We start from the raw sequence: 18,405 nt of genomic DNA, 5'->3' as shown, positions 1-18,405 counted from the left end.
CGTCGCGGATTGCCGACAGTCCTTCATTCCGATAACACGGGCTCGCGTATATTCCGCGCCCTGCGCCGGTTGGAAGCCGGCCGCATCCCCCGTCCCAATGCATGCGCCCGCATGCGAACCCCCGGAGGCCAGGTGGCCACACGCGTCATGCTCGGTTGGCGGGAGTGGTTGGCGTTGCCGGCGCTCGGCATCGTCGCCATCCGCGCGAAAGTGGATACCGGCGCGCGCAGCTCATCGCTGCACGTGGACGCGCAATGGCGCTTCGTCGAAGGCGGCGTGCCGTGGGCCGGGTTCCGCATCGCCACCGGCGTGCGCGGCGACCAGGTCATCGAGGCCCGGGGGGCGATCTGCGACGAGCGGGAGGTCACCGACTCGGGCGGCAACCGCAGCCGGCGCGTGTTCCTGCGCACGCCGCTGGTGCTGGCGGGCGTCGAACGGGAGGTGGAAATCAACCTGACCGACCGGCGTGGAATGCTTTTCCCCATGCTCCTCGGCCGCACTTCGCTCGCCCGTGCGTTCACCATCGATCCGGCCCGCTCTTTCCTGCATGGAAAACCCCCCGCATGAAACTCGCGATCCTTTCGCGCAACACCAAGCTGTATTCGACGCGCCGCCTGGTCGATGCCGCGCGCGAGCGCGGCCACAGCGTGCGCGTGCTCGATCCGCTGCGCTGCTACATGCGCATCGCGGTCGACGGCTTCGCCATGCACCACCAGGGCAAGCCGCTCACCGGCTACCACGCGGTCATCCCGCGCATCGGCGCATCGGTCACGCGTTATGGCACGGCGGTGCTGCGCCAGTTCGAACTGATGGGCACCACCACGCCCAACCCGTCCGACGCCATCCTCAAGGCGCGCGACAAGCTGCGCTGCCACCAGATCCTCGCCGCCGAAGGCCTCGCGCTGCCGGCGACGGTGTTCGGCGACAACCCCGACGACACCTCCGACCTGCTCGCGATGCTCGGCCCCACGCCGCATGTCATCAAGCTCAACGAAGGCACGCAGGGCGCGGGCGTGATGCTCACCGAAAAGCTGTCGGCCTCGCGCAGCGTGATCGAAGCGCTGCGCGGCTTGTACGCCAACTTCCTCGTGCAGGAGTTCGTCGCCGAAGCCAAGGGTGCGGACCTGCGCTGCTTCGTCGTCGGCGATCGCGTCGTCGCGACGATGAAGCGCCAGGCACCGAAGGGCGACTTCCGTTCGAACCTGCATCGCGGTGGTACGGCGAAGGCGGTCACGGCAACCCCCGGCGAACAGGACGTCGCCCTGCGCGCCGCCAAGCTCCTCGGGTTGGGGGTGGCGGGCGTCGACCTCATCCGGTCCCGTCGCGGGCCGCTGATCCTGGAGGTCAATGCATCGCCTGGGCTGGAGGGCATCGAGGCCGCCAGCGGCGTCGATGTTGCAGGGAGCATCATCGAATACGTCGCCAACGGCGGCAAACGGTCGGGATCGCACAAACGCAGCCCTTCGGTCCGGGCCGCCTGAGGATCCATGACTTATCGAATTTTTAACGCGATTCCACCGCCGGTTTTAACACCCGTTTAATCGCCCGTTGCGTAGCCTTTGCCTACCGCGAATCTGTCTGTAGACCGCTCGGCCAGCCGCAACGGACGAAGCAGATTACGGTCATCGGGGCTTGATTTGGCCCAGGCACGCGCAACGTGCCTGGGCCTTTGTTTTTTCCGGGTTCGGCTGCACCATCGACACTACCGTCGCTTGCGCCTCTGGCAGAATCGTCCGAATTCATCTCGTTGAACCCCGGTGCGTTCTCCGGGTCGAAGACGATCCCCCCGCCGACCTGCAGGACAAAGCCCGGATGCGCATCCTCGTCATCGAAGACAACCAGGACATCGCCGCCAATCTCGGCGACTATCTCGAGGACCGCGGCCACACGGTGGACTTCGCCGCGGACGGCGTCACCGGCCTGCACCTGGCGGTGGTGCACGACTTCGATGCGATCGTGCTCGACCTCAGCCTGCCGGGCCTCGATGGCCTGGAGGTCTGCCGCAAGCTGCGCAACGAGGCGCGCAAGCAGACGCCGGTGCTGATGCTCACCGCGCGCGACTCGCTCGACAACAAGCTCGCAGGCTTCGACTCCGGCGCCGACGACTACCTGATCAAACCCTTCGCGCTGCAGGAAGTGGAAGTGCGCCTCAACGCACTCGCGCGCCGCGGCCGCGGCGTGCAGACGCGCGTGCTCAACGTCGGCGACCTGGAATACAACCTGGACACGCTCGAAGTGCGCCGCGAAGCCAGGCTGCTGCAACTCAATCCCACGGCGTTGAAGATCCTGCAGGCGTTGATGGAAGCCTCGCCCGCGGTGGTCACGCGCCAGGAATTGGAAACGCGCGTGTGGGGCGAGGAATTGCCGGATTCGGATTCCTTGCGCGTGCACATCCATGGCCTGCGCGCGGTGGTCGACAAGCCGTTCGGCACGCCCCTGATCCAGACCCGACACGGCATCGGATACCGGATCGCCGCACCCGATGCCACTAGCGCGACCTGAAGCCGCGCGGCGCCCGCGCCGTTATCGGCGCCAGCTCCGCAGCCGCATCATCCTGTCGTTCGTCCTGCTCGGGTTCGGGCTGACGGCGCTGTTCGCCTACGCGGTGGACAAGGTGCGCAACCAGGTCGAAGACAAACTCGTCGTCGACCTGATGAACCGCAACATCGATCTCTACGCGCAGCAGTACGCGCGCGATCCACAGAACCCAAGCCTGCCGGTCGACCAGATCCGCGCGTTCGCGTTCACGCCCGACAAGTTCGAGAGCGTGCGCGAGAACCAGCCGCAGTGGTACGAGCTGCCCGACGGCATCCACCAGTTGAGCGGCGTCGACGACGACGGGCAAGCGTTCTCCTACAAGCTCGCGGTGCGCAAGACACCGACGGTGTGGTTCTTCCTCGCCTACGACATGACGCAGACGATGCGCGGCGCGGAACAGTTCAACCGCGGTATCTACGGCGCGGTGATCGTGTTCACCCTGCTCTCGTTGCTCGTGGGCTGGTGGGCGGCTTCGCGCGTCATGAGCCCGGTCTCGGAACTCGCCAATCGGCTCAAGGGGTCGGGCCGCAGCAGCGAACCGGTTTCGCTCGCCGAGCATTTCCCGAACGACGAAGTCGGCCAGCTGGCCTCCGCACTCGACGATTACGCAGCGCGCCTGACCGAAGTGGTGCAGCGCGACCGCGAGTTCAACGCCGACGTGAGCCACGAGTTGCGCACGCCGCTCGCGGTGATTCGCGGCGCGACCGAGTTGCTGCTTTCACGCCCGGAACTGGACGAACGCATGCAGGCGCGCTTGCGCCGCATCCAGCGCGCCGAACAACAGTGCACCGACCTGATCAGCGCGTTGCTGCTGCTTTCGCGCAACGAACGTGGCCACGGCGCGACCGACGTGAGCAAGGTCGCCGAGCAACTCCTCGACATGCATCGGGCGCAGTTGGGTGGCAAGGCGCTGGTGCTTCGCATGGAAGGCGAGGGCGGCCTGGTCGTCGATGCGCCGGAAGCCGCCGTCGCGGTTGCGCTCGGCAACCTGATCGGCAACGCGGTGAAGTACACGCTGGAAGGCGAGGTCATCGTGCGCATGGGGCCCGATGGGGTCGAAGTGATCGACTCCGGTCCCGGCCTCAGCGCCGAAGAAGCCGCGCGCCTGTTCGAACGCGGCTATCGCGGCACGCACGCCGAACATTCGCAGGGCGCCGGCATCGGCTTGTCGATCGTCCGCCGCCTGTGCGCGATGTACGGCTGGGATGTCCGCGTGGTGCCGGGCGAAAAAGTGGGGGTCGTGGCGACGCTGCGTTTCGGCGACGTCGTGCGCTGACCCCCCGACGCCGTCATGCGTCCACGTACTCCAGCCAACCGAACTTGTCTTCGGTCTTGCCGTTGAACAAGCCGAAGAACAGTTCCTGCACGCGACGCGTCACCGGGCCGGCGCGGCCAATGCCGACCTGGCGGCCGTCGACGGAACGGATCGGCGTGATTTCCGCCGCCGTGCCGCACATGAAGAGCTCGTCGCACAGGTAGAGGTATTCGCGCGGGATGTCGCGCTCGACCACGGGGATGCCGTTCGCGCGCGCGAGCGTCATGATCGTGTTGCGCGTGATGCCGTTGAGCAGCGCGGCGCTGATCGGCGTGGTGTGCAGCGCGCCGTCGAACACCAGGAAGAGGTTTTCGCCCGCGCCTTCGCTGAGCAAACCCGTGGACGCAAGCGCGATGCCTTCGCCGAAGCCGAGGCGACGCGCTTCGCGTGCCACCAACTGGCCGGAAAGATAATTGCCGCCAGCCTTCGCGCCCGCGGGGATCGTGTTGGGCGCGAACCGCTGCCAGCTCGACACGCACGCATCGATGCCTTCTTCGAGCACGCCGTCGCCGAGGTAGGCGCCCATTTGCCAGGCAGCGACCGCGGTGTCGGTCGGCGTATCGGCCGACAGACCGAACCCACCCAGGCCACGAAACGCGACCGGACGCAGGTAGGCCTTGCCCAATTCGTTCTTCTTCAACACCTCGCGGCAAGCCGCGTTGATCTGATCGACGGAATACGGCATCGGCATGTCATAGATGCGCGCGGAGGCCATCAGTCGGCGGTTGTGGTCGGTGAGGCGGAAAATCGCCGGGCCCTTCGGCGTTTCGTAGGAGCGGATGCCTTCGAACACCGACGAGCCGTAGTGGATCGCGTGCGACATGACATGCGTGGTGGCGTCCGCCCAAGGCTTGATGGCGCCGTTGTGCCAGATCCATTCGGGGTAGCGCATCGTCATGCCGGCGGCTCGCTTGCGGGGAGGCGGCCATTGTAAGCGGCGACGCGCTTACAGGCTGACCCACCAGCAGCCGTAATGGCGCCGAAGCCCCAGCACGGTGCGTGCGGGTGTGATGCTTTGCGGCAGCGTCTGCTCCAGGCGCAGGCCGACCGGCGGGCGGCGGGCCGTCGTGCGTGGCACGTCGCCCGCCTCGCCGGTGATCGCGCCTTCGGATGCGGGGTCGGCCGAAATCGGCTGGATGTCGATGAGCGGCCGATGCGCGATCTTGTCCAGGCGATCCATCACCGACATCGCCGCGGCATCGGACATGCCGACCCAGTTGTAGACACCCGACAGGCGGTTGGCGTCGCCCTGTTCGATCGCGGTGCGGATTTCGAACACCAGGTCCTGCAGGGTTTGCGTGCAGCCGCCCATGTAAGCGTGGTTGCCTTTCGCGACATCGGCCGCGGCGCCGGGATTGAGCGTGGGCGGCGCCGGAAAATCGGTCGCGCCGAGCGCATCGCATTTCTGGTCGGTGTAAAGCGGGCGGCCGTCGGGCGACAGGCATTTGCGCACTTGGGCGTGCACGGCCTGCGGGCATGCCCAGGCAAGAGCCATCAATGAAAGCAGGAGGAGCGCGCGCATCGACGCAAGCCTAGCAGCCTGGCTAGAAGCGGACGAACCAGCACCCGTTATTGCGCACCACGTCGAAGTCCTGGATCGTCGCGGCGGTGCCGTTGCCGAATTGCAGCTGCATCACGCCGCCATTGGAACCGCCGCTACCGCCGCCTGCATCCGCCGTTTCCATCCAACCGCCGATCTGCGCGTCGTAGAACTGCACGTCCACCAGGTTGCGTTTGGTCAACGATTGCAGGCGGGTCATCGTCGCGTTGGCGGCGCGCTGCGACATGCCGACCCAATGGAAGCTCTCGGCGATGCGGTTCACGTCGCCCAGTGCGAACGCACCGCGCAGATCCATCGCCAATTGCGTCGTCGTGCGTGCGCAGCCACCGTGGACCGAGCGTCGGCCGATGGCTTCGCGCGCTGCGCGCATCGTGGCCGTGTTCGCTTTGGGTGCTGTGCCGGTTCCGGTGACATACGCCACTTCAATGCCGGCGTAGCGGGCTTCGGTCGCGCTTTCGCGCACCAGGCGCGTTGCCAGCTCGCCACGCATCGCAACGGGGCGGGCGCCGATGCTGCGGCAGGGTTTGTCGGTATAGAGAGTGTTGCCGTTGGCGGTGACGCATTGCTGCACGAGCGGCGGCGCGGCGCATGCGATGTTCGGCGCGACGCTCAACGCGACGCACGCAAATGCAAGCGACATCCCTGCAGTGATCGATCGAAGCATGGCAGCCGTGCCCGCGTGGAATCCACGTGCAGCATCGGGGTGCGTCCGTCAACGCTCCGTGGCTGAACACGCGGGATTGCCGCGTGTTCGTGCGAAATCAGTCGAGCAGTTCGATGACGTTCAGCGTCGGCTTCGAGAGATTCAGCGTATAGAAATGCAGCGCCGGCGCGCCGCCGTCGATGAGGCGTGAACACAGTTGCGCGACGAACTCCGACGCGAATGCACGAATGCTCTCGCTGTCGTCGCCGTAAGCCTGCATGCGCTTGCCGATCCACCGCGGAATCTCCGCGCCGCACGCTTCGGAAAAGCGTCGAAGCTGTGTGAAGTTGGAGATCGGCATGATGCCCGGCACGATCGGGATCGTGATGCCGAGCTTGCGGGCGTCGTCGACGAAACGGAAATACGCGTCGGCGTTGTAGAAGTACTGCGTGATCGCGCCGTCGGCGCCGGCGTCGGCCTTGGCCTTGAAGTGGAGCATGTCGGTGAACGCATCGTCGGCCTGCGGATGCATTTCCGGATAGCAACCGACTTCGATGTGGAAGTAGCCGTCGTGCTCTGCGCGAATGAATTCCACGAGGTCGGAGGCGAAGCGGAAGTCGCCCATGCGCGCCATGCCGGAGGGAATGTCGCCGCGCAACGCGACGACGCGCTTGCAGCCCAGCGCACGGTAGAGCTTGAGTAGCGATCGCAACTCCTCGCGCGTGCCGCCCATGCACGAGATGTGCGGCGCGGCGTTGAGGCCGTGGTCTTCGCGCAGGCGCTGCACGGTTTCGGGCGTGTAGGAGAGCGTCGAACCACCGGCGCCGAACGTGCACGACACGTAATCGGGCGAACGCGACTTCAACCGGCCCGCGGTGCGGTCCAGTTGCTGGCGTTGGTCGTCGGTCTTGGGCGGGTAGAACTCGAAGGAGATCGGAACGCGCAGGGCCATGTGTGGATCCGTGGCGGTGTTTGGAAACGAAGCGGGCGGCCCGTGGACCGCCCGCTCGCGCGACTCAGTAGCGGTAGTGCTCGGGCTTGTACGGGCCTTCCGGCGACACGCCGAGGTAGTCGGCCTGTTCCTGCGTGAGGCGGGTCAGCTTGACGCCGATCTTCTCCAGGTGCAGGCGGGCGACTTCTTCGTCGAGGTGCTTGGGCAGGCGGTACACGGTCTTCTCGTATGTGTCCTTGTTCGCCCACAGGTCGATCTGCGCCAGCGTCTGGTTCGCGAACGAGTTCGACATCACGAAGCTCGGATGGCCCGTCGCGCAGCCCAGGTTCACCAGGCGGCCTTCGGCCAGCAGGAAGATCGCGTTGCCATTGGCGAACACGTACTTGTCCACCTGCGGCTTGATGTTGATGTGCTGCGCGCCCGAGGCGTACAGCGCGTCGACCTGGATCTCGTTGTCGAAGTGGCCGATGTTGCAGACGATCGCCTGGTCCTTCATCGCTTGCATGTGCGCGAGCGTGATGACGTCCTTGTTGCCGGTCGTGGTGACGTAGATGTCGCCGCGGCCGAGCGTGCTTTCGATCGTGTTGACTTCGAAGCCTTCCATCGCGGCCTGCAGGGCGCAGATCGGATCGATTTCGGTGACCACCACGCGGGCGCCGTAGGCGCGCAGCGAATGCGCCGAGCCCTTGCCGACGTCGCCGTACCCGCAGACGACCGCGACCTTGCCGGCAAGCATCACGTCCATCGCGCGCTTCAGGCCATCGGCCAGCGACTCACGGCACCCGTAGAGGTTGTCGAACTTCGACTTGGTGACAGAGTCGTTGACGTTGATCGCCGGCACCAGCAGCTTGCCCTGTTCGGCGATCTGGTAGAGGCGGTGCACGCCGGTGGTCGTCTCTTCGGAGACGCCCTTCCAATCCTTGACCACGTTGGTCCAGAAGCCGGGGCGTTCCTTGGCCACGCGCTTGAGCAGGTTCTTGATGATCTGCTCTTCGTGCGAACCCGAGGCCGTGTTCACCCAATCCGAACCCTGTTCGAGTTCGTAACCCTTGTGGATCAGCAGCGTCACGTCGCCGCCGTCGTCGACGACGAGCTCCGGACCCTTGCCACCCGGGAAGGTCACCGCGTCGAGCGTGCAGTCCCAGTATTCCTCGAGCGACTCGCCCTTCCACGCGAACACCGGCGTGCCGGTGGCGGCGATCGCGGCGGCGGCGTGGTCCTGCGTCGAGAAGATGTTGCACGAGGCCCAGCGCACGTCGGCGCCGATGTCCTTCAAGGTCTCGATCAGCACGGCGGTCTGGATGGTCATGTGCAGCGAACCGGTCACGCGCACGCCCTTGAGCGGCTTGGCGGCGGCGTGCTTGCGGCGGATGGACATCAGGCCCGGCATCTCGTGCTCGGCGATGTCGATTTCCTTGCGGCCCCAGTCGGCGAGCGAGATGTCGGCGACCTTGTAATCCTGGGCTTGCTTGACTTGTGCATTCATGGCGTTTGCTCCGAATTTCGAGCGGGCGCCGTTACCTGGTGCACCCCTTCGAGCCTGGCCGTGCCTATCCACGGTCGCAGCGCCCCTCGAAAGAGCAGGGCGCGCGACCAGTGCGGTCGCGCGCCCGAATGGGTTCGCTTACTTCTTCAGCCCGCCGTCCTTGCGCAGCTCGTCGGCCTTGTCCGTCTTCTCCCACGAGAACGCGGTGGCCTTCTGCTTCTTGCCGGCGCCGTCGACGTATTCGACTTGCGTCGGCTTGCGGCCGAAGTGGCCGTACGAGGCCGTGGCCTGGTACACGGGGTGGATCAGGTCGAGCATCTTGACGATGCCGTACGGGCGCAGGTCGAAGTGCTTGCGGATCAGCTTCTCGATCTTGTCGTCGGAAATCTTGCCGGTGCCGAAGGTGGTGACCGAGATCGACGTCGGCTCGGCCACGCCGATGGCGTAGGAGACCTGCACTTCGCACTTGTCGGCCAGGCCGGCGGCGACGATGTTCTTCGCGACGTAACGCGCGGCGTAGGCGGCCGAGCGGTCGACCTTCGAGGGATCCTTGCCGGAGAACGCGCCACCGCCGTGGCGGGCCATGCCGCCGTAGCTGTCGACGATGATCTTGCGGCCGGTCAGGCCGCAATCGCCCACCGGGCCGCCGATCACGAAGATGCCCGTCGGATTGATGTGCACCTTGTTCTTCGGCAGCTTGTCGAGCCAATTCTTCGGCAGCACCGGCTTGAGGATGTGCTCGTACACGCCCTCGACCAGGTCCTTCTGCTTGATGCCCGGGTCGTGCTGCGTGGACAGGACGACGGCGTCCAGACCGACGATCTTGTTGGCTTCATAGCGCAGCGTGACCTGCGACTTCGCATCGGGGCGCAGCCACGGCAGCTTGGAATTCTTCGCCTTGCGCACCTTGGCCTGCTGTTCGACCAGGCGGTGCGAGTAATAGATGGGGGCCGGCATGAATTCCGGCGCCTCGTTGCAGGCGTAGCCGAACATCAGGCCCTGGTCGCCCGCGCCCTGTTCTTCGGGCTTCTTGCGGTCCACGCCCGCGGCGATGTCCACCGACTGCTTGCCGAGCATGTTGATGATGGCGCAGGTGTGGCCATCGAAGCCGACGTCGGAATTGTTGTAGCCGATGTCGTTGATGACCTTGCGTGCGAGCGACTCGATGTCGACCCAGGCGCCGGTCGTGACTTCGCCGGCGACGATCGCCGCGCCCGTCTTCACCATCGTTTCGCACGCCACGCGCGCGCGCTTGTCCTGCGCGAGGATCGCGTCGAGGACGGCGTCGGAGATCTGGTCGGCGATCTTGTCCGGGTGGCCTTCGGAAACCGATTCGGAGGTGAAGAGGTAGCTGGAGCTGGTCATCGCTGCGTATATCCTTTAATGCGGATGAAAGGATGAGGGCGCGCATTGTACAGGCGCGCGGACCGGATTGCGCAGTTTGCGCCCCTCCCGCAGTTAAATGAACACCGCGCCAGCCTGCCCGAAGCCGTGAAGGCGGCAGGCTAGGATCGCCGGCATGGATTCGATCACCCACCTGTTCATCGGCGGCGCCATCGCGGCGGCCCTCGCACCGCCGGCGCAACGGCGCGCAGCCCTGCTCGCCGGCGCCGCGCTCAATTCGTTGCCCGACCTCGACGTCCTGCCGCTGTTCCTCACCGACGATCCGGTCGTCCGCATGACCTGGCACCGCGCGGCGACGCATTCGCTACTCGTACTGCCGCTGGTGGGGTGGTTGTCGTGGCTCTGGTTCCGATCGCGCGGTGGGCGCGTGGCGGCGGCGCCGACGCGCTGGTTCTGGATCATCCAGCTGTGCCTGCTGACCCATCCGCTGATCGATGCGTGCACGATCTACGGCACGCAATTGTGGTGGCCGCTGCCGGTGCCACCGGCAATGTGGTCCACGCTGTTCATCATCGATCCGATGCTGACCCTGCCGTTGGTGATCGGGTGCGGTGTCGCGGCCTGGTTCGGCGCGCGCCCGCAGGCGCAGCGTGCATTGGTGGCGTCCTTGGCCGTCGCCGTCGGGTATGTCGGCTGGTCGTTCGTGGCCAAGTCGATGATCGAGCGCGAGGCGCGGGATTCGCTGGCGGCGATCGGTTTGGGTGATGCGCCCCGGTTCTCGGTGCCGATGCCGTTCAACACGCTGCTGTGGCGCGTGGTCGCGATGACGCCGGAGGGTTTCGTCGAAGGCGAGCGTTCGCTCGTCGCCGACCGCGGGCCGATGCGCTTCACGCACTTCGCGTCCGATGCGCGGGCGCTGGATGCGGTGCGTGGTGCACCACAGGTCGCGCGCCTGCTGTGGTTCAACCATCACTTCGCGAAGGCGCAGGTGCGCGATGGCAAGCTCGTGCTCAGCGATCTGCGCATGGGCGCGGAGCCCGACTACACCTTCCGCTTCGCCGTCGCCGAATGCGAAGGCGATGCGTGGCGCGCCATCCCCGCCGAGCAACTGCAGTGGCCGTGGGATGCCTCGCGTCGGCTGGGTGCGATGTGGACGCGCATCTGGCACGCGCCGTCGTGAGAGGCTTCGCGCCGTCGACGGGATGGATCGTGCAGACATGCAACACGTGCGTTGCGCATGCTCGCGCCGTGGTTGACGTCAGTGTGCAGCCGCCCGTCGTGAGACGCGCCGACGAACACATTCCCCTGCAAAGACCTGTGACTCCGTAGTTTCGGACGTCGCGCACGACGCCACCACATCAGCTAAACCTCAGGCGGCCACCGGCCAGCCGGTCGAATCGCCGGCGATCAATGCATCGAAGTAATCGCGCGTCAGCGCCAGTTGCATTTCGGCGCTCTCGGCACGGTTCACCACGTGGCGAAACGCATGGTTCTCGGGGCGGTCCTTCGCGTACCAGCCGAGGTGCTTGCGGGCGATGCGCACGCCGGAGGGTTCGCCATAGAACGCATGCAGCGCTTCGAGATGACCGAGCAACACGTCGCGCACCTCGACCAGCGAAGGCGGCGCCAGTGTGTCGCCCGTCGCCAGGTAATGCGCGATCTCGCGGAAGATCCATGGCCGGCCTTGCGCCGCACGCCCCACCATCACGGCATCGCATCCGGTCTGCGCAAGCACGAAGGCGGCCTTCTGCGGCGAATCGATGTCGCCGTTGGCGACCACCGGAATCGACAGCATCGCCTTGATCTCACCGATGGTGTCGTACTCCGCCACGCCACCGTACTGCTGGTCGCGCGTGCGGCCGTGGACCGCGAGCGCGGCGATACCGCTCTCCTGCGCGATCCGCGCGATCGCCGGCGCATTGCGTTTGTCCGCGGCCCAGCCCGTGCGGATCTTGAGCGTCACCGGCACCTCGACCGCCTGCACCACGGCTTCCAGGATGCGCGCCACCAAACCTTCGTCGCGCATCAGGGCCGACCCCGCCCACGCGCTGCACACTTTCTTCGCGGGGCAGCCCATGTTGATGTCGATGATCTGCGCACCGTGGTCGACGTTGTGGCGCGCCGCGTCGGCCATCACCTCCGGCACCGTGCCGGCGAGCTGCACGCTGATGGGCGCCGGCTCGCCGTCGTGGTCCATGCGGTGCAGGGATTTGCTGGTCTTCCAGAAGCGCGGGTCGGACGTCGTCATCTCCGAAACGCACGACCCGGCGCCCAGGCGCTTGCACAGCACCCGGAAGGGCTTGTCCGTCACGCCCGCCATGGGCGCGAGGATCACCTTGGGGGCGATGATGTGCGGGCCGATCTGCATGGGGGCGATTCTACCCTCGCGTCAGAGAACGGCGGCGACGGCTTGCTCGTCCACGTCGGAAACGATGTGTGCGGCGCCCGCGCCGCCCCACAGGATGAAGCGCAAACCGGCGGCGGCCTTCTTGTCCAGGCGCATGCGCGCGACGAGCGCGGCGGCCGACAGGCCCGCAGGCACGGCGACCGGCAAGCCGAATCGTGTCAGCAGGCTTTCCAGGTGCGTGGCTTCGGCATCGGTCGACATCCCCAGGCGCGCCGACAGGCGCGCCGCGCACACCATGCCGACGGCGACCGCCTCGCCATGATTCAACCCGCCATAGCCCTGTTCGCTCTCGATCGCATGCGCAAACGTATGCCCGAAGTTGAGCAACGCACGCTCCCCGCGTTCGAACGGATCCCGCGCGACGATGTCCGCCTTGTGCGCACAACTTCGGGCGATGGCCTGCGCAAGCGCATCGCCGTCGCGCGCCAGCAACGCAGCGGCATGCGCGTCGAGCCAATCGAGGAACGCCGCATCGCGGATCGCGCCGTACTTCACCACCTCGGCCAGGCCGGCGCGCAATTCCCGATCCGGCAATGTCCGCAGCGTGGCCGTGTCGGCGAACACCGCGCGCGGCGGATGGAACGCGCCGACGAGATTCTTGCCCTGCGGCATGTCGACGGCCGTCTTCCCGCCGACCGACGAATCGACCATCGCGAGCAAGGTCGTGGGCAGTTGCACGCAATCGATGCCGCGCATCCAGCACGCCGCGACGAAGCCGGCCAGATCGCCGACCACGCCGCCGCCGAGCGCGATCACGCAGGCATCGCGGGTCGCGCCGAAGTCGGCGAGCTCGCGCACGAGTTCGCCGAAGCGCTCGAGCGACTTCGCCGATTCGCCCGCGGGGATGCAGGACACGATGCAACGCAGGCCGCTTCGCGCGCCCTGCAACGCATCGACCACGCGCGGTGCATACAGCGGCGCGACGTGCGCATCGCTCACGATGAAAACATGGCGTCCGCGCACGTGCGCCGCGAGCGCAGCGCCGTCGCGCAGCAAGCCGTCGCCGATCGAGATGCGATAGGGCTGTTCTCCGGCGACGTCCACCGTATGCAGGCCGCTCATGCCGCGGCCTCGCTGCGATGCCACTGCGCGTCGACCAGGCGTGCCAGTTGCAGCGCCGCTTCCTGCGCGCTCATGCCGTCGGTGGCGAAACGCAAATCGGCGACGTCGGCATACAGGGATGCGCGTTCGCTCGCGAGGGTGCGCAACACCGCTTCGCGATCGGGCCGCTGCAGCAGTGGGCGCGTGCGATCGCGCGCCAGGCGCTCGAGTTGTCCTTCCACCGCGATGTCGAGATGGACGACGAACGCACTTTCGCGCAGCAGCCTGCGGTTGTCTCCGGAGAGGACCACGCCACCGCCGGTGGCGATCACGCCGGCCGGTGCGTGCAGCACTTCGGCGAGCATCTCGCGTTCGCGCGCGCGGAAACCGGCCTCGCCTTCGAGGTCGAAGATCGTCGTCACTTTCGTCCCCGCACGGGCCTCGATGACCGTGTCCATGTCCGTGAAGGGCAGGCCCAGGCGCTCGGCCAGCCGGCGGCCGATCGAGGTCTTGCCGGCCCCCATGGGGCCGACGAGGACAAGGTGCGGGGCGGGATTCATGCCGGCGATCTTAATGCGCGAGAATGCGGCCATGCGCGCCGACCTTCCCCCAGACGTACTCGCCACGTTCGACCACCTCTTCGCGCAGGCCGCGGCGGCGGGCGAACCCGACCCCACCGCCATGGTCGTGGCGACCGCCGATGCAAGGGGCCGCCCCTCGTCGCGCACCGTGCTGATGAAGGCGCACGACGCGCGTGGCTTCGTCTTCTACACCCATCTGGACGGCCGCAAGGGGCGCGAATTGCAGGCCAACCCGCAGGCCGCGCTCCTGTTCCACTGGCCGCGCGTGATGCTCGGCGTGCAAGTGCGGATCGAGGGGGAGGTCGAAATCGTCGACGATCCCGAAGCCGACGCCTACTTCGCCTCGCGCCCGCGCGGCAGCCAGTTGGGCGCCTGGGCGTCCGACCAATCGGAAACACTGGCCTCGAAGGACACCTTCGAAACGCGCCTGGCCGATGCCGAGCGCCGGTTCGAAGGCCAGCCCGTGCCGCGCCCGCCGCGCTGGAGCGGCTTCCGCATCGTGCCGCGCGCGCTGGAGTTCTGGTACGGCGCGCAATTCCGTCTGCACGAGCGGCACCTGCACGAACGCGGCGACGACGGCACGTGGTCGACGCGCATGTTGTTCCCCTGATGCCGCCGTCCCGCATCGTCTGCCTGACCGAGGAACCGACCGAAACGCTGTACGCGCTCGGCGAACAGGACCGCATCGTCGGCATCAGCGGTTTCACCGTGCGGCCCGCCGCCGCGCGCCGCGACAAGCCGAAGGTCAGTGCATTCACCAGCGCGAAGATCGACGCGATCCTTGCGCTGGAGCCGGATTTCGCGATCGGCTTTTCCGATATCCAGGCCGACATCGCTGCCGAACTCATTCGGCGCGGCGTGGAAGTGTGGATCTCCAACCATCGCAGTGTCGATGGCATCCTCGATTACATCCGTCGCCTCGGCGCGTTGGTCGGCGCGGCGTCGCGCGCGGAGGCATACGCAGATGCGTTGCAGCGCCGTCTCGATGGCATCGCGGCGGACGCCGCGACACTCGAACGCCGCCCGCGCGTCTATTTCGAAGAATGGGACGAGCCGCCGATCACCGGCATCCGCTGGGTCGCCGAACTCGTGCGCATCGCCGGCGGCGACGATATCTTCCCCGAACGCGCGCTGGAACCGCTCGCCAAACAACGCATCCTCGAAGACAGCGACGAAGTGATCCGTCGCGCGCCCGACATCATCCTGGGGTCGTGGTGCGGAAAGCGCTTCCGGCCCGAGCGCGTCGCGGCACGCCCGGGTTGGGGCGCGATTCCCGCCGTGCGCGACGGACAACTGCACGAAGTGAAGTCGCCGATCATCCTGCAGCCGGGGCCGGCGGCGTTGACCGACGGCGTCGACGCGATTGCGCGCATCGTGCGTGCGTGGGCTACTTCGCCACTTCGCGCGTGAAGCTGAGCGTGCGCGTCCGCGCACCGGCGGGCGTGATCTCCACGGTGAACTGCAGCGTATCGGGCGGCGTGATCGAAAACGTGCCGACGTTGTCGAACAGCCCGTCGCCCGTGCGGAGTTCGCGCATCGCGATGCCGATGTTGCGGCCCTGCAGGTCGCGCGCGCTCGCGACGACCTTCGCCGGCACCGCGACATCGCGGCCTTCTTCGCCTTGGCGCGTCGTGACCAGGAGCATCCACGTCTGCTCGCCGCGGGGGATGCCGTAGGTCTTCGTGACGCTTTCGGGCAACGCGAGGGTGTTCACGGCGGTGGCATGGATGTGGAGATCGCCGTCGTGCAGTTCCGCCGGCGGCTGCGCGGCTTGCGCCGGCACCGGCGCGGAACCGCCATCGCACGCACCGAGCGCGCTGGCGAGCAACAACACGGCCACGCGCTCAATCGTTCGCATCGGACAAGGCCTTTCCGCGTACGGCCGCGGCATGCACGGCGCGCTGCACGAGCGCGCGAAAACCACCGGCTTCGAAGGTTTCGATGGCCGCGTGCGTGGTGCCGTTGGGCGAGGTCACGCGGCGGCGCAATTCCGCGGCGCCGACATCGCTTTCGACCAGCATGCGCCCCGCGCCGAGGATGGTCTGGAACGCGAGCGTGCGCGCGGCTTCGGGCGACAAGCCTTCCGCTTCGCCTGCCGCCTGCATCGCTTCGGCAAGCAGGAACACGTACGCCGGGCCGCTGCCGGACACCGCGGTCACGGCATCCATCTGGGCTTCGTCGTCGATCCAGACGGTGCGACCCGCCGCGCCGAGCAACTGTTGCGTGCGCTCACGCTGCCGTGCGTCGACGCGCGTGTTCGCGAACAAGCCGGTGACGCCCGCGCCAAGCAACGCCGGCGTGTTCGGCATCGTGCGCACGATGGGGAGCCCGCCGCCGAGCCAACGATCGAGTTGCGCGGTGGTGATGCCCGCGGCGATGGAGACGATCAGCGGGCGCGTGGTTTGCGCGATCGGCGCAAGCGCCTCGCAGACCTCGCGCAACACCTGCGGCTTGACGCCGAGCACCCACGTGTCGGCTGCGCGTGCGATCGGATCGTTGCCGGCGTCGACGTGCACGCCGAAATCGCGCGCCAGCGCATCGCGCAATGCATCGACCGGTTCGGCCACGTGGATCGCGGAGGCAGGCACGCGGCCCGGCACGAGGCCGCCGATCAGGCTGCGCGCCATGTTGCCGCCGCCGATGAATGCGATGGGGTCGTTCATCCGGGAAGTTTAGCCGCGCGGCGCGCGTTCGCCGAACAAAGCGGTGCCCACGCGCACCATCGTCGCGCCTTGCGCGATCGCCAGTTCGAAGTCTTCGCTCATGCCCATCGACAGCGTGTCCATCGACGGGTGGCGGACGGCGAGGGTGTCGAACAAGGTCTTCATTCGGGCGAAGGCGTCGCGTCGCCGGCCCATGTCCTCGACCGGTGCGGGGATCGCCATCAGGCCCCGCAGCGCCAGCCGGGGCGATGCGGCTGCGACGGCACCGGCCAGCACATCCGCCTCCTCCGGGCGGCAACCGTGCTTGCTGGCCTCATCATCGATGTTCACCTGGATCAGCACGTTCAGCGGGCCGCGAACATCGGGGCGGGCTGCTGCCAGCAGGGGCACGAGCTTCGCGCGATCGAGGGTCTGCACCCAGTCGAAGGCCTGCGCAGCCACCGCGGCCTTGTTGGATTGGAGGTGCCCGATGAGGTGCCATTCCAGGGCCTGGTCGGCGAGTTCGGCCTGCTTTGCCTGTGCCTCCTGGACGTAGTTCTCGCCGAACGCGCGCTGCCCGGCGGCCGCAAGGGCGGCGATGGCCGCGGCCGGCTGACGCTTGGACACGGCCAGCAGCCGGGGGGCTGGCCGACCGTACTGCCGAGCCGCGTTCTCAAGTCTTTGAACGACAGCGTCAAGGGCAGGGGTGAGCATCTCGTCGCAACCTCGTGATCGCCGCGGAATCCGCGGTTGACACCGCGGGGAGGGCGGCGCCCATACTGCCCGCGGGGGGTGCCATGCACCAGTCGTTCAACGTTGGCACTTCAATCGCCGTGCGGGGGAGCACGTAAATGGATATCGCCGAACTTCTGGCGTTTTCGGTCAAGAACAAAGCGTCGGACCTGCACCTGTCCGCCGGGCTCCCGCCGATGATCCGTGTCGACGGCGACGTCCGCCGCATCAACATCCCGGCCCTGGACCACAAGCAGGTGCACGCGCTGGTCTACGACATCATGTCGGACAAGCAGCGGCGCGACTACGAAGAATTCCTCGAGGTCGACTTCTCCTTCGAGATCCCCGGCCTGGCGCGCTTCCGCGTCAACGCGTTCAACCAGAACCGCGGCGCGGGCGCGGTGTTCCGTACCGTTCCTTCCGAAGTGCTGACGCTCGAAGACCTCGACACGCCGCGCATCTTCAAGGAACTGATCGACCAGCCGCAGGGCCTGATCCTCGTGACCGGCCCGACGGGCTCGGGCAAGTCGACCACGCTGGCGGCGATGCTCGACCACGTGAACAAGAACGAGTATGCGCACATCCTCTCGGTCGAAGACCCGATCGAGTTCGTGCACACCTCGCAGAAGTGCCTGATCAACCAGCGCGAAGTGCATCGCGACACGCACGGCTTCAACGAAGCGCTGCGATCGGCGTTGCGCGAAGACCCCGACTACATCCTCGTCGGCGAAATGCGCGACATCGAAACCATCCGCCTGGCGCTCACCGCCGCGGAAACCGGCCACCTGGTGTTCGCCACGCTGCACACCTCGTCGGCGGCCAAGACCATCGACCGCATCATCGACGTCTTCCCCGCCGGCGAAAAGCCGATGGTCCGATCGATGCTGTCCGAATCGCTGCGCGCGGTGATCTCGCAGGCGCTGTTGAAAAAGGTGGGTGGCGGGCGTACGGCGGCGTGGGAAATCATGGTGGGCATCCCGGCCATCCGTAACCTCATCCGCGAAGACAAGGTCGCGCAGATGTATTCGGCGATCCAGACCGGACAGTCGCACGGCATGATGACGCTCGACCAGCACCTCCAGGACCTCGTGAAGCGCGGTCTCGTGACGCGCCAGCACGCCAAGGAATACGCAAAGGACAAGCGACTGTTCGAGTGACAGTCC

The 18,405-nt window shown here is 67.0% G+C and carries 20 protein-coding genes and 1 riboswitch; of the genes, 8 read left to right on the top strand and 12 right to left on the bottom strand.

Annotated elements, in window-relative coordinates; genetic code table 11:
* The first annotated feature begins 147 nt into the window (after positions 1-147).
* From ACXJJ8_RS11070 to ACXJJ8_RS11055, 4 genes are all read left to right on the top strand, one after another.
* Complete coding sequence (locus tag ACXJJ8_RS11070; RefSeq protein WP_499029888.1) at positions 148-567, top strand: ATP-dependent zinc protease family protein; 420 nt, start codon at positions 148-150, stop codon at positions 565-567.
* Positions 564-1,481 (top strand): 30S ribosomal protein S6--L-glutamate ligase, encoded by a 918-nt coding sequence (rimK, locus tag ACXJJ8_RS11065; RefSeq protein ID WP_499029886.1) that lies wholly within the window; start codon positions 564-566, stop codon positions 1,479-1,481. Before ACXJJ8_RS11070 ends, rimK begins: the two co-directional genes overlap by 4 nt.
* A 331-nt stretch (positions 1,482-1,812) precedes the next feature.
* Positions 1,813-2,502: a response regulator transcription factor gene (locus ACXJJ8_RS11060; protein WP_499029883.1), complete on the top strand. Its 690-nt coding sequence runs from the start codon at positions 1,813-1,815 to the stop codon at positions 2,500-2,502.
* A complete protein-coding gene (locus ACXJJ8_RS11055) occupies positions 2,483-3,814 on the top strand; it encodes a sensor histidine kinase (RefSeq protein WP_499029880.1) in 1,332 nt (443 codons plus the stop codon). The genes ACXJJ8_RS11060 and ACXJJ8_RS11055 overlap by 20 nt, the downstream gene beginning before the upstream one ends.
* Before the next feature lie 13 nt (positions 3,815-3,827).
* Here ACXJJ8_RS11055 and ACXJJ8_RS11050 read toward each other — a convergent pair whose 3' ends face one another.
* The 6 genes from ACXJJ8_RS11050 to metK form a co-directional block, all read right to left on the bottom strand.
* Positions 3,828-4,751, bottom strand: a complete 924-nt coding sequence (locus ACXJJ8_RS11050; RefSeq protein WP_499029878.1) for a branched-chain amino acid transaminase — start codon at positions 4,749-4,751, stop codon at positions 3,828-3,830.
* 48 nt (positions 4,752-4,799) lie between these two features.
* Positions 4,800-5,375: a hypothetical protein gene (locus tag ACXJJ8_RS11045; RefSeq protein ID WP_499029876.1), complete on the bottom strand. Its 576-nt coding sequence runs from the start codon at positions 5,373-5,375 to the stop codon at positions 4,800-4,802.
* Positions 5,376-5,397: 22 nt separating this feature from the next.
* Positions 5,398-6,054, bottom strand: coding sequence for a hypothetical protein (locus tag ACXJJ8_RS11040; RefSeq protein ID WP_499029874.1), 657 nt, complete (start codon positions 6,052-6,054; stop codon positions 5,398-5,400).
* 121 nt (positions 6,055-6,175) lie between these two features.
* Positions 6,176-7,009: a methylenetetrahydrofolate reductase [NAD(P)H] gene (gene metF, locus ACXJJ8_RS11035; protein ID WP_499029872.1), complete on the bottom strand. Its 834-nt coding sequence runs from the start codon at positions 7,007-7,009 to the stop codon at positions 6,176-6,178.
* A 64-nt stretch (positions 7,010-7,073) separates the two neighbouring features.
* A complete protein-coding gene (ahcY, locus tag ACXJJ8_RS11030) occupies positions 7,074-8,495 on the bottom strand; it encodes an adenosylhomocysteinase (protein ID WP_499029869.1) in 1,422 nt (473 codons plus the stop codon).
* Positions 8,496-8,511: 16 nt separating this feature from the next.
* Positions 8,512-8,589, bottom strand: a riboswitch (S-adenosyl-L-homocysteine riboswitch).
* Positions 8,590-8,633: 44 nt separating this feature from the next.
* The gene (metK, locus tag ACXJJ8_RS11025) at positions 8,634-9,860 is read right to left on the bottom strand and encodes a methionine adenosyltransferase (protein ID WP_499029866.1); all 1,227 of its coding nucleotides are present in this window, start codon (positions 9,858-9,860) and stop codon (positions 8,634-8,636) included.
* Between the two features lie 154 nt (positions 9,861-10,014).
* Here metK and ACXJJ8_RS11020 point away from each other — a divergent pair, with 154 nt between their 5' ends.
* A complete protein-coding gene (locus ACXJJ8_RS11020; protein ID WP_499029864.1) occupies positions 10,015-11,019 on the top strand; it encodes a metal-dependent hydrolase in 1,005 nt (334 codons plus the stop codon).
* 189 nt (positions 11,020-11,208) lie between these two features.
* Here ACXJJ8_RS11020 and dusB read toward each other — a convergent pair whose 3' ends face one another.
* The 3 genes from dusB to ACXJJ8_RS11005 are packed head-to-tail and all read right to left on the bottom strand — an operon-like array spanning position 11,209 to position 13,847.
* Positions 11,209-12,207: a tRNA dihydrouridine synthase DusB gene (gene dusB, locus ACXJJ8_RS11015; protein WP_499029862.1), complete on the bottom strand. Its 999-nt coding sequence runs from the start codon at positions 12,205-12,207 to the stop codon at positions 11,209-11,211.
* A 21-nt stretch (positions 12,208-12,228) separates the two neighbouring features.
* Positions 12,229-13,308: a 3-dehydroquinate synthase gene (aroB, locus tag ACXJJ8_RS11010; protein WP_499029860.1), complete on the bottom strand. Its 1,080-nt coding sequence runs from the start codon at positions 13,306-13,308 to the stop codon at positions 12,229-12,231.
* Positions 13,305-13,847: a shikimate kinase gene (locus tag ACXJJ8_RS11005; RefSeq protein ID WP_499030535.1), complete on the bottom strand. Its 543-nt coding sequence runs from the start codon at positions 13,845-13,847 to the stop codon at positions 13,305-13,307. The genes aroB and ACXJJ8_RS11005 overlap by 4 nt, the downstream gene beginning before the upstream one ends.
* Positions 13,848-13,878: 31 nt before the next feature.
* Between ACXJJ8_RS11005 and pdxH the strand changes: the two genes are divergently transcribed.
* Complete coding sequence (gene pdxH, locus ACXJJ8_RS11000; protein ID WP_499029858.1) at positions 13,879-14,478, top strand: pyridoxamine 5'-phosphate oxidase; 600 nt, start codon at positions 13,879-13,881, stop codon at positions 14,476-14,478.
* Complete coding sequence (locus ACXJJ8_RS10995; protein WP_499029856.1) at positions 14,478-15,278, top strand: cobalamin-binding protein; 801 nt, start codon at positions 14,478-14,480, stop codon at positions 15,276-15,278. Before pdxH ends, ACXJJ8_RS10995 begins: the two co-directional genes overlap by 1 nt.
* Here ACXJJ8_RS10995 and ACXJJ8_RS10990 read toward each other — a convergent pair.
* From ACXJJ8_RS10990 to ACXJJ8_RS10980, 3 genes are read right to left on the bottom strand one after another with little or no spacing between them, the layout of a single operon-like run.
* A complete protein-coding gene (locus ACXJJ8_RS10990; protein ID WP_499029853.1) occupies positions 15,256-15,726 on the bottom strand; it encodes a DUF4426 domain-containing protein in 471 nt (156 codons plus the stop codon). The two genes, ACXJJ8_RS10995 and ACXJJ8_RS10990, sit on opposite strands and share 23 nt — an antisense overlap.
* Entirely contained in the window at positions 15,713-16,531 is an 819-nt protein-coding gene (gene proC / locus ACXJJ8_RS10985) for a pyrroline-5-carboxylate reductase (protein ID WP_499029851.1), read from the bottom strand. Before proC ends, ACXJJ8_RS10990 begins: the two co-directional genes overlap by 14 nt.
* Positions 16,532-16,540: 9 nt before the next feature.
* Positions 16,541-17,224, bottom strand: a complete 684-nt coding sequence (locus tag ACXJJ8_RS10980; protein ID WP_499029849.1) for a YggS family pyridoxal phosphate-dependent enzyme — start codon at positions 17,222-17,224, stop codon at positions 16,541-16,543.
* A gap of 137 nt (positions 17,225-17,361) precedes the next feature.
* Between ACXJJ8_RS10980 and ACXJJ8_RS10975 the strand changes: the two genes are divergently transcribed.
* Positions 17,362-18,399 (top strand): type IV pilus twitching motility protein PilT, encoded by a 1,038-nt coding sequence (locus ACXJJ8_RS10975; protein WP_498960716.1) that lies wholly within the window; start codon positions 17,362-17,364, stop codon positions 18,397-18,399.
* Positions 18,400-18,405 lie beyond the last annotated feature (6 nt).

It is taken from the genome of Lysobacter sp. P5_C4 (assembly GCF_054049695.1).
Note: the sequence above shows the minus strand (reverse complement) of the source record. Positions and strands in the feature narration are given on the sequence as shown.

Bases quoted from the DNA above. Each gene is read 5' to 3' on its own strand.
- ACXJJ8_RS11070 (WP_499029888.1), top strand. From the start codon at position 148: ATGCTCGGTTGGCGGGAGTGGTTGGCGTTGCCGGCGCTCGGCATCGTC.
- rimK (WP_499029886.1), top strand. From the start codon at position 564: ATGAAACTCGCGATCCTTTCGCGCAACACCAAGCTGTATTCGACGCGC.
- ACXJJ8_RS11060 (WP_499029883.1), top strand. From the start codon at position 1,813: ATGCGCATCCTCGTCATCGAAGACAACCAGGACATCGCCGCCAATCTC.
- ACXJJ8_RS11055 (WP_499029880.1), top strand. From the start codon at position 2,483: ATGCCACTAGCGCGACCTGAAGCCGCGCGGCGCCCGCGCCGTTATCGG.
- ACXJJ8_RS11050 (WP_499029878.1), bottom strand. From the start codon at position 4,751: ATGACGATGCGCTACCCCGAATGGATCTGGCACAACGGCGCCATCAAG.
- ACXJJ8_RS11045 (WP_499029876.1), bottom strand. From the start codon at position 5,375: ATGCGCGCGCTCCTCCTGCTTTCATTGATGGCTCTTGCCTGGGCATGC.
- ACXJJ8_RS11040 (WP_499029874.1), bottom strand. From the start codon at position 6,054: ATGTCGCTTGCATTTGCGTGCGTCGCGTTGAGCGTCGCGCCGAACATC.
- metF (WP_499029872.1), bottom strand. From the start codon at position 7,009: ATGGCCCTGCGCGTTCCGATCTCCTTCGAGTTCTACCCGCCCAAGACC.
- ahcY (WP_499029869.1), bottom strand. From the start codon at position 8,495: ATGAATGCACAAGTCAAGCAAGCCCAGGATTACAAGGTCGCCGACATC.
- metK (WP_499029866.1), bottom strand. From the start codon at position 9,860: ATGACCAGCTCCAGCTACCTCTTCACCTCCGAATCGGTTTCCGAAGGC.
- ACXJJ8_RS11020 (WP_499029864.1), top strand. From the start codon at position 10,015: ATGGATTCGATCACCCACCTGTTCATCGGCGGCGCCATCGCGGCGGCC.
- dusB (WP_499029862.1), bottom strand. From the start codon at position 12,207: ATGCAGATCGGCCCGCACATCATCGCCCCCAAGGTGATCCTCGCGCCC.
- aroB (WP_499029860.1), bottom strand. From the start codon at position 13,308: ATGAGCGGCCTGCATACGGTGGACGTCGCCGGAGAACAGCCCTATCGC.
- ACXJJ8_RS11005 (WP_499030535.1), bottom strand. From the start codon at position 13,847: ATGAATCCCGCCCCGCACCTTGTCCTCGTCGGCCCCATGGGGGCCGGC.
- pdxH (WP_499029858.1), top strand. From the start codon at position 13,879: ATGCGCGCCGACCTTCCCCCAGACGTACTCGCCACGTTCGACCACCTC.
- ACXJJ8_RS10995 (WP_499029856.1), top strand. From the start codon at position 14,478: ATGCCGCCGTCCCGCATCGTCTGCCTGACCGAGGAACCGACCGAAACG.
- ACXJJ8_RS10990 (WP_499029853.1), bottom strand. From the start codon at position 15,726: ATGCGAACGATTGAGCGCGTGGCCGTGTTGTTGCTCGCCAGCGCGCTC.
- proC (WP_499029851.1), bottom strand. From the start codon at position 16,531: ATGAACGACCCCATCGCATTCATCGGCGGCGGCAACATGGCGCGCAGC.
- ACXJJ8_RS10980 (WP_499029849.1), bottom strand. From the start codon at position 17,224: ATGCTCACCCCTGCCCTTGACGCTGTCGTTCAAAGACTTGAGAACGCG.
- ACXJJ8_RS10975 (WP_498960716.1), top strand. From the start codon at position 17,362: ATGGATATCGCCGAACTTCTGGCGTTTTCGGTCAAGAACAAAGCGTCG.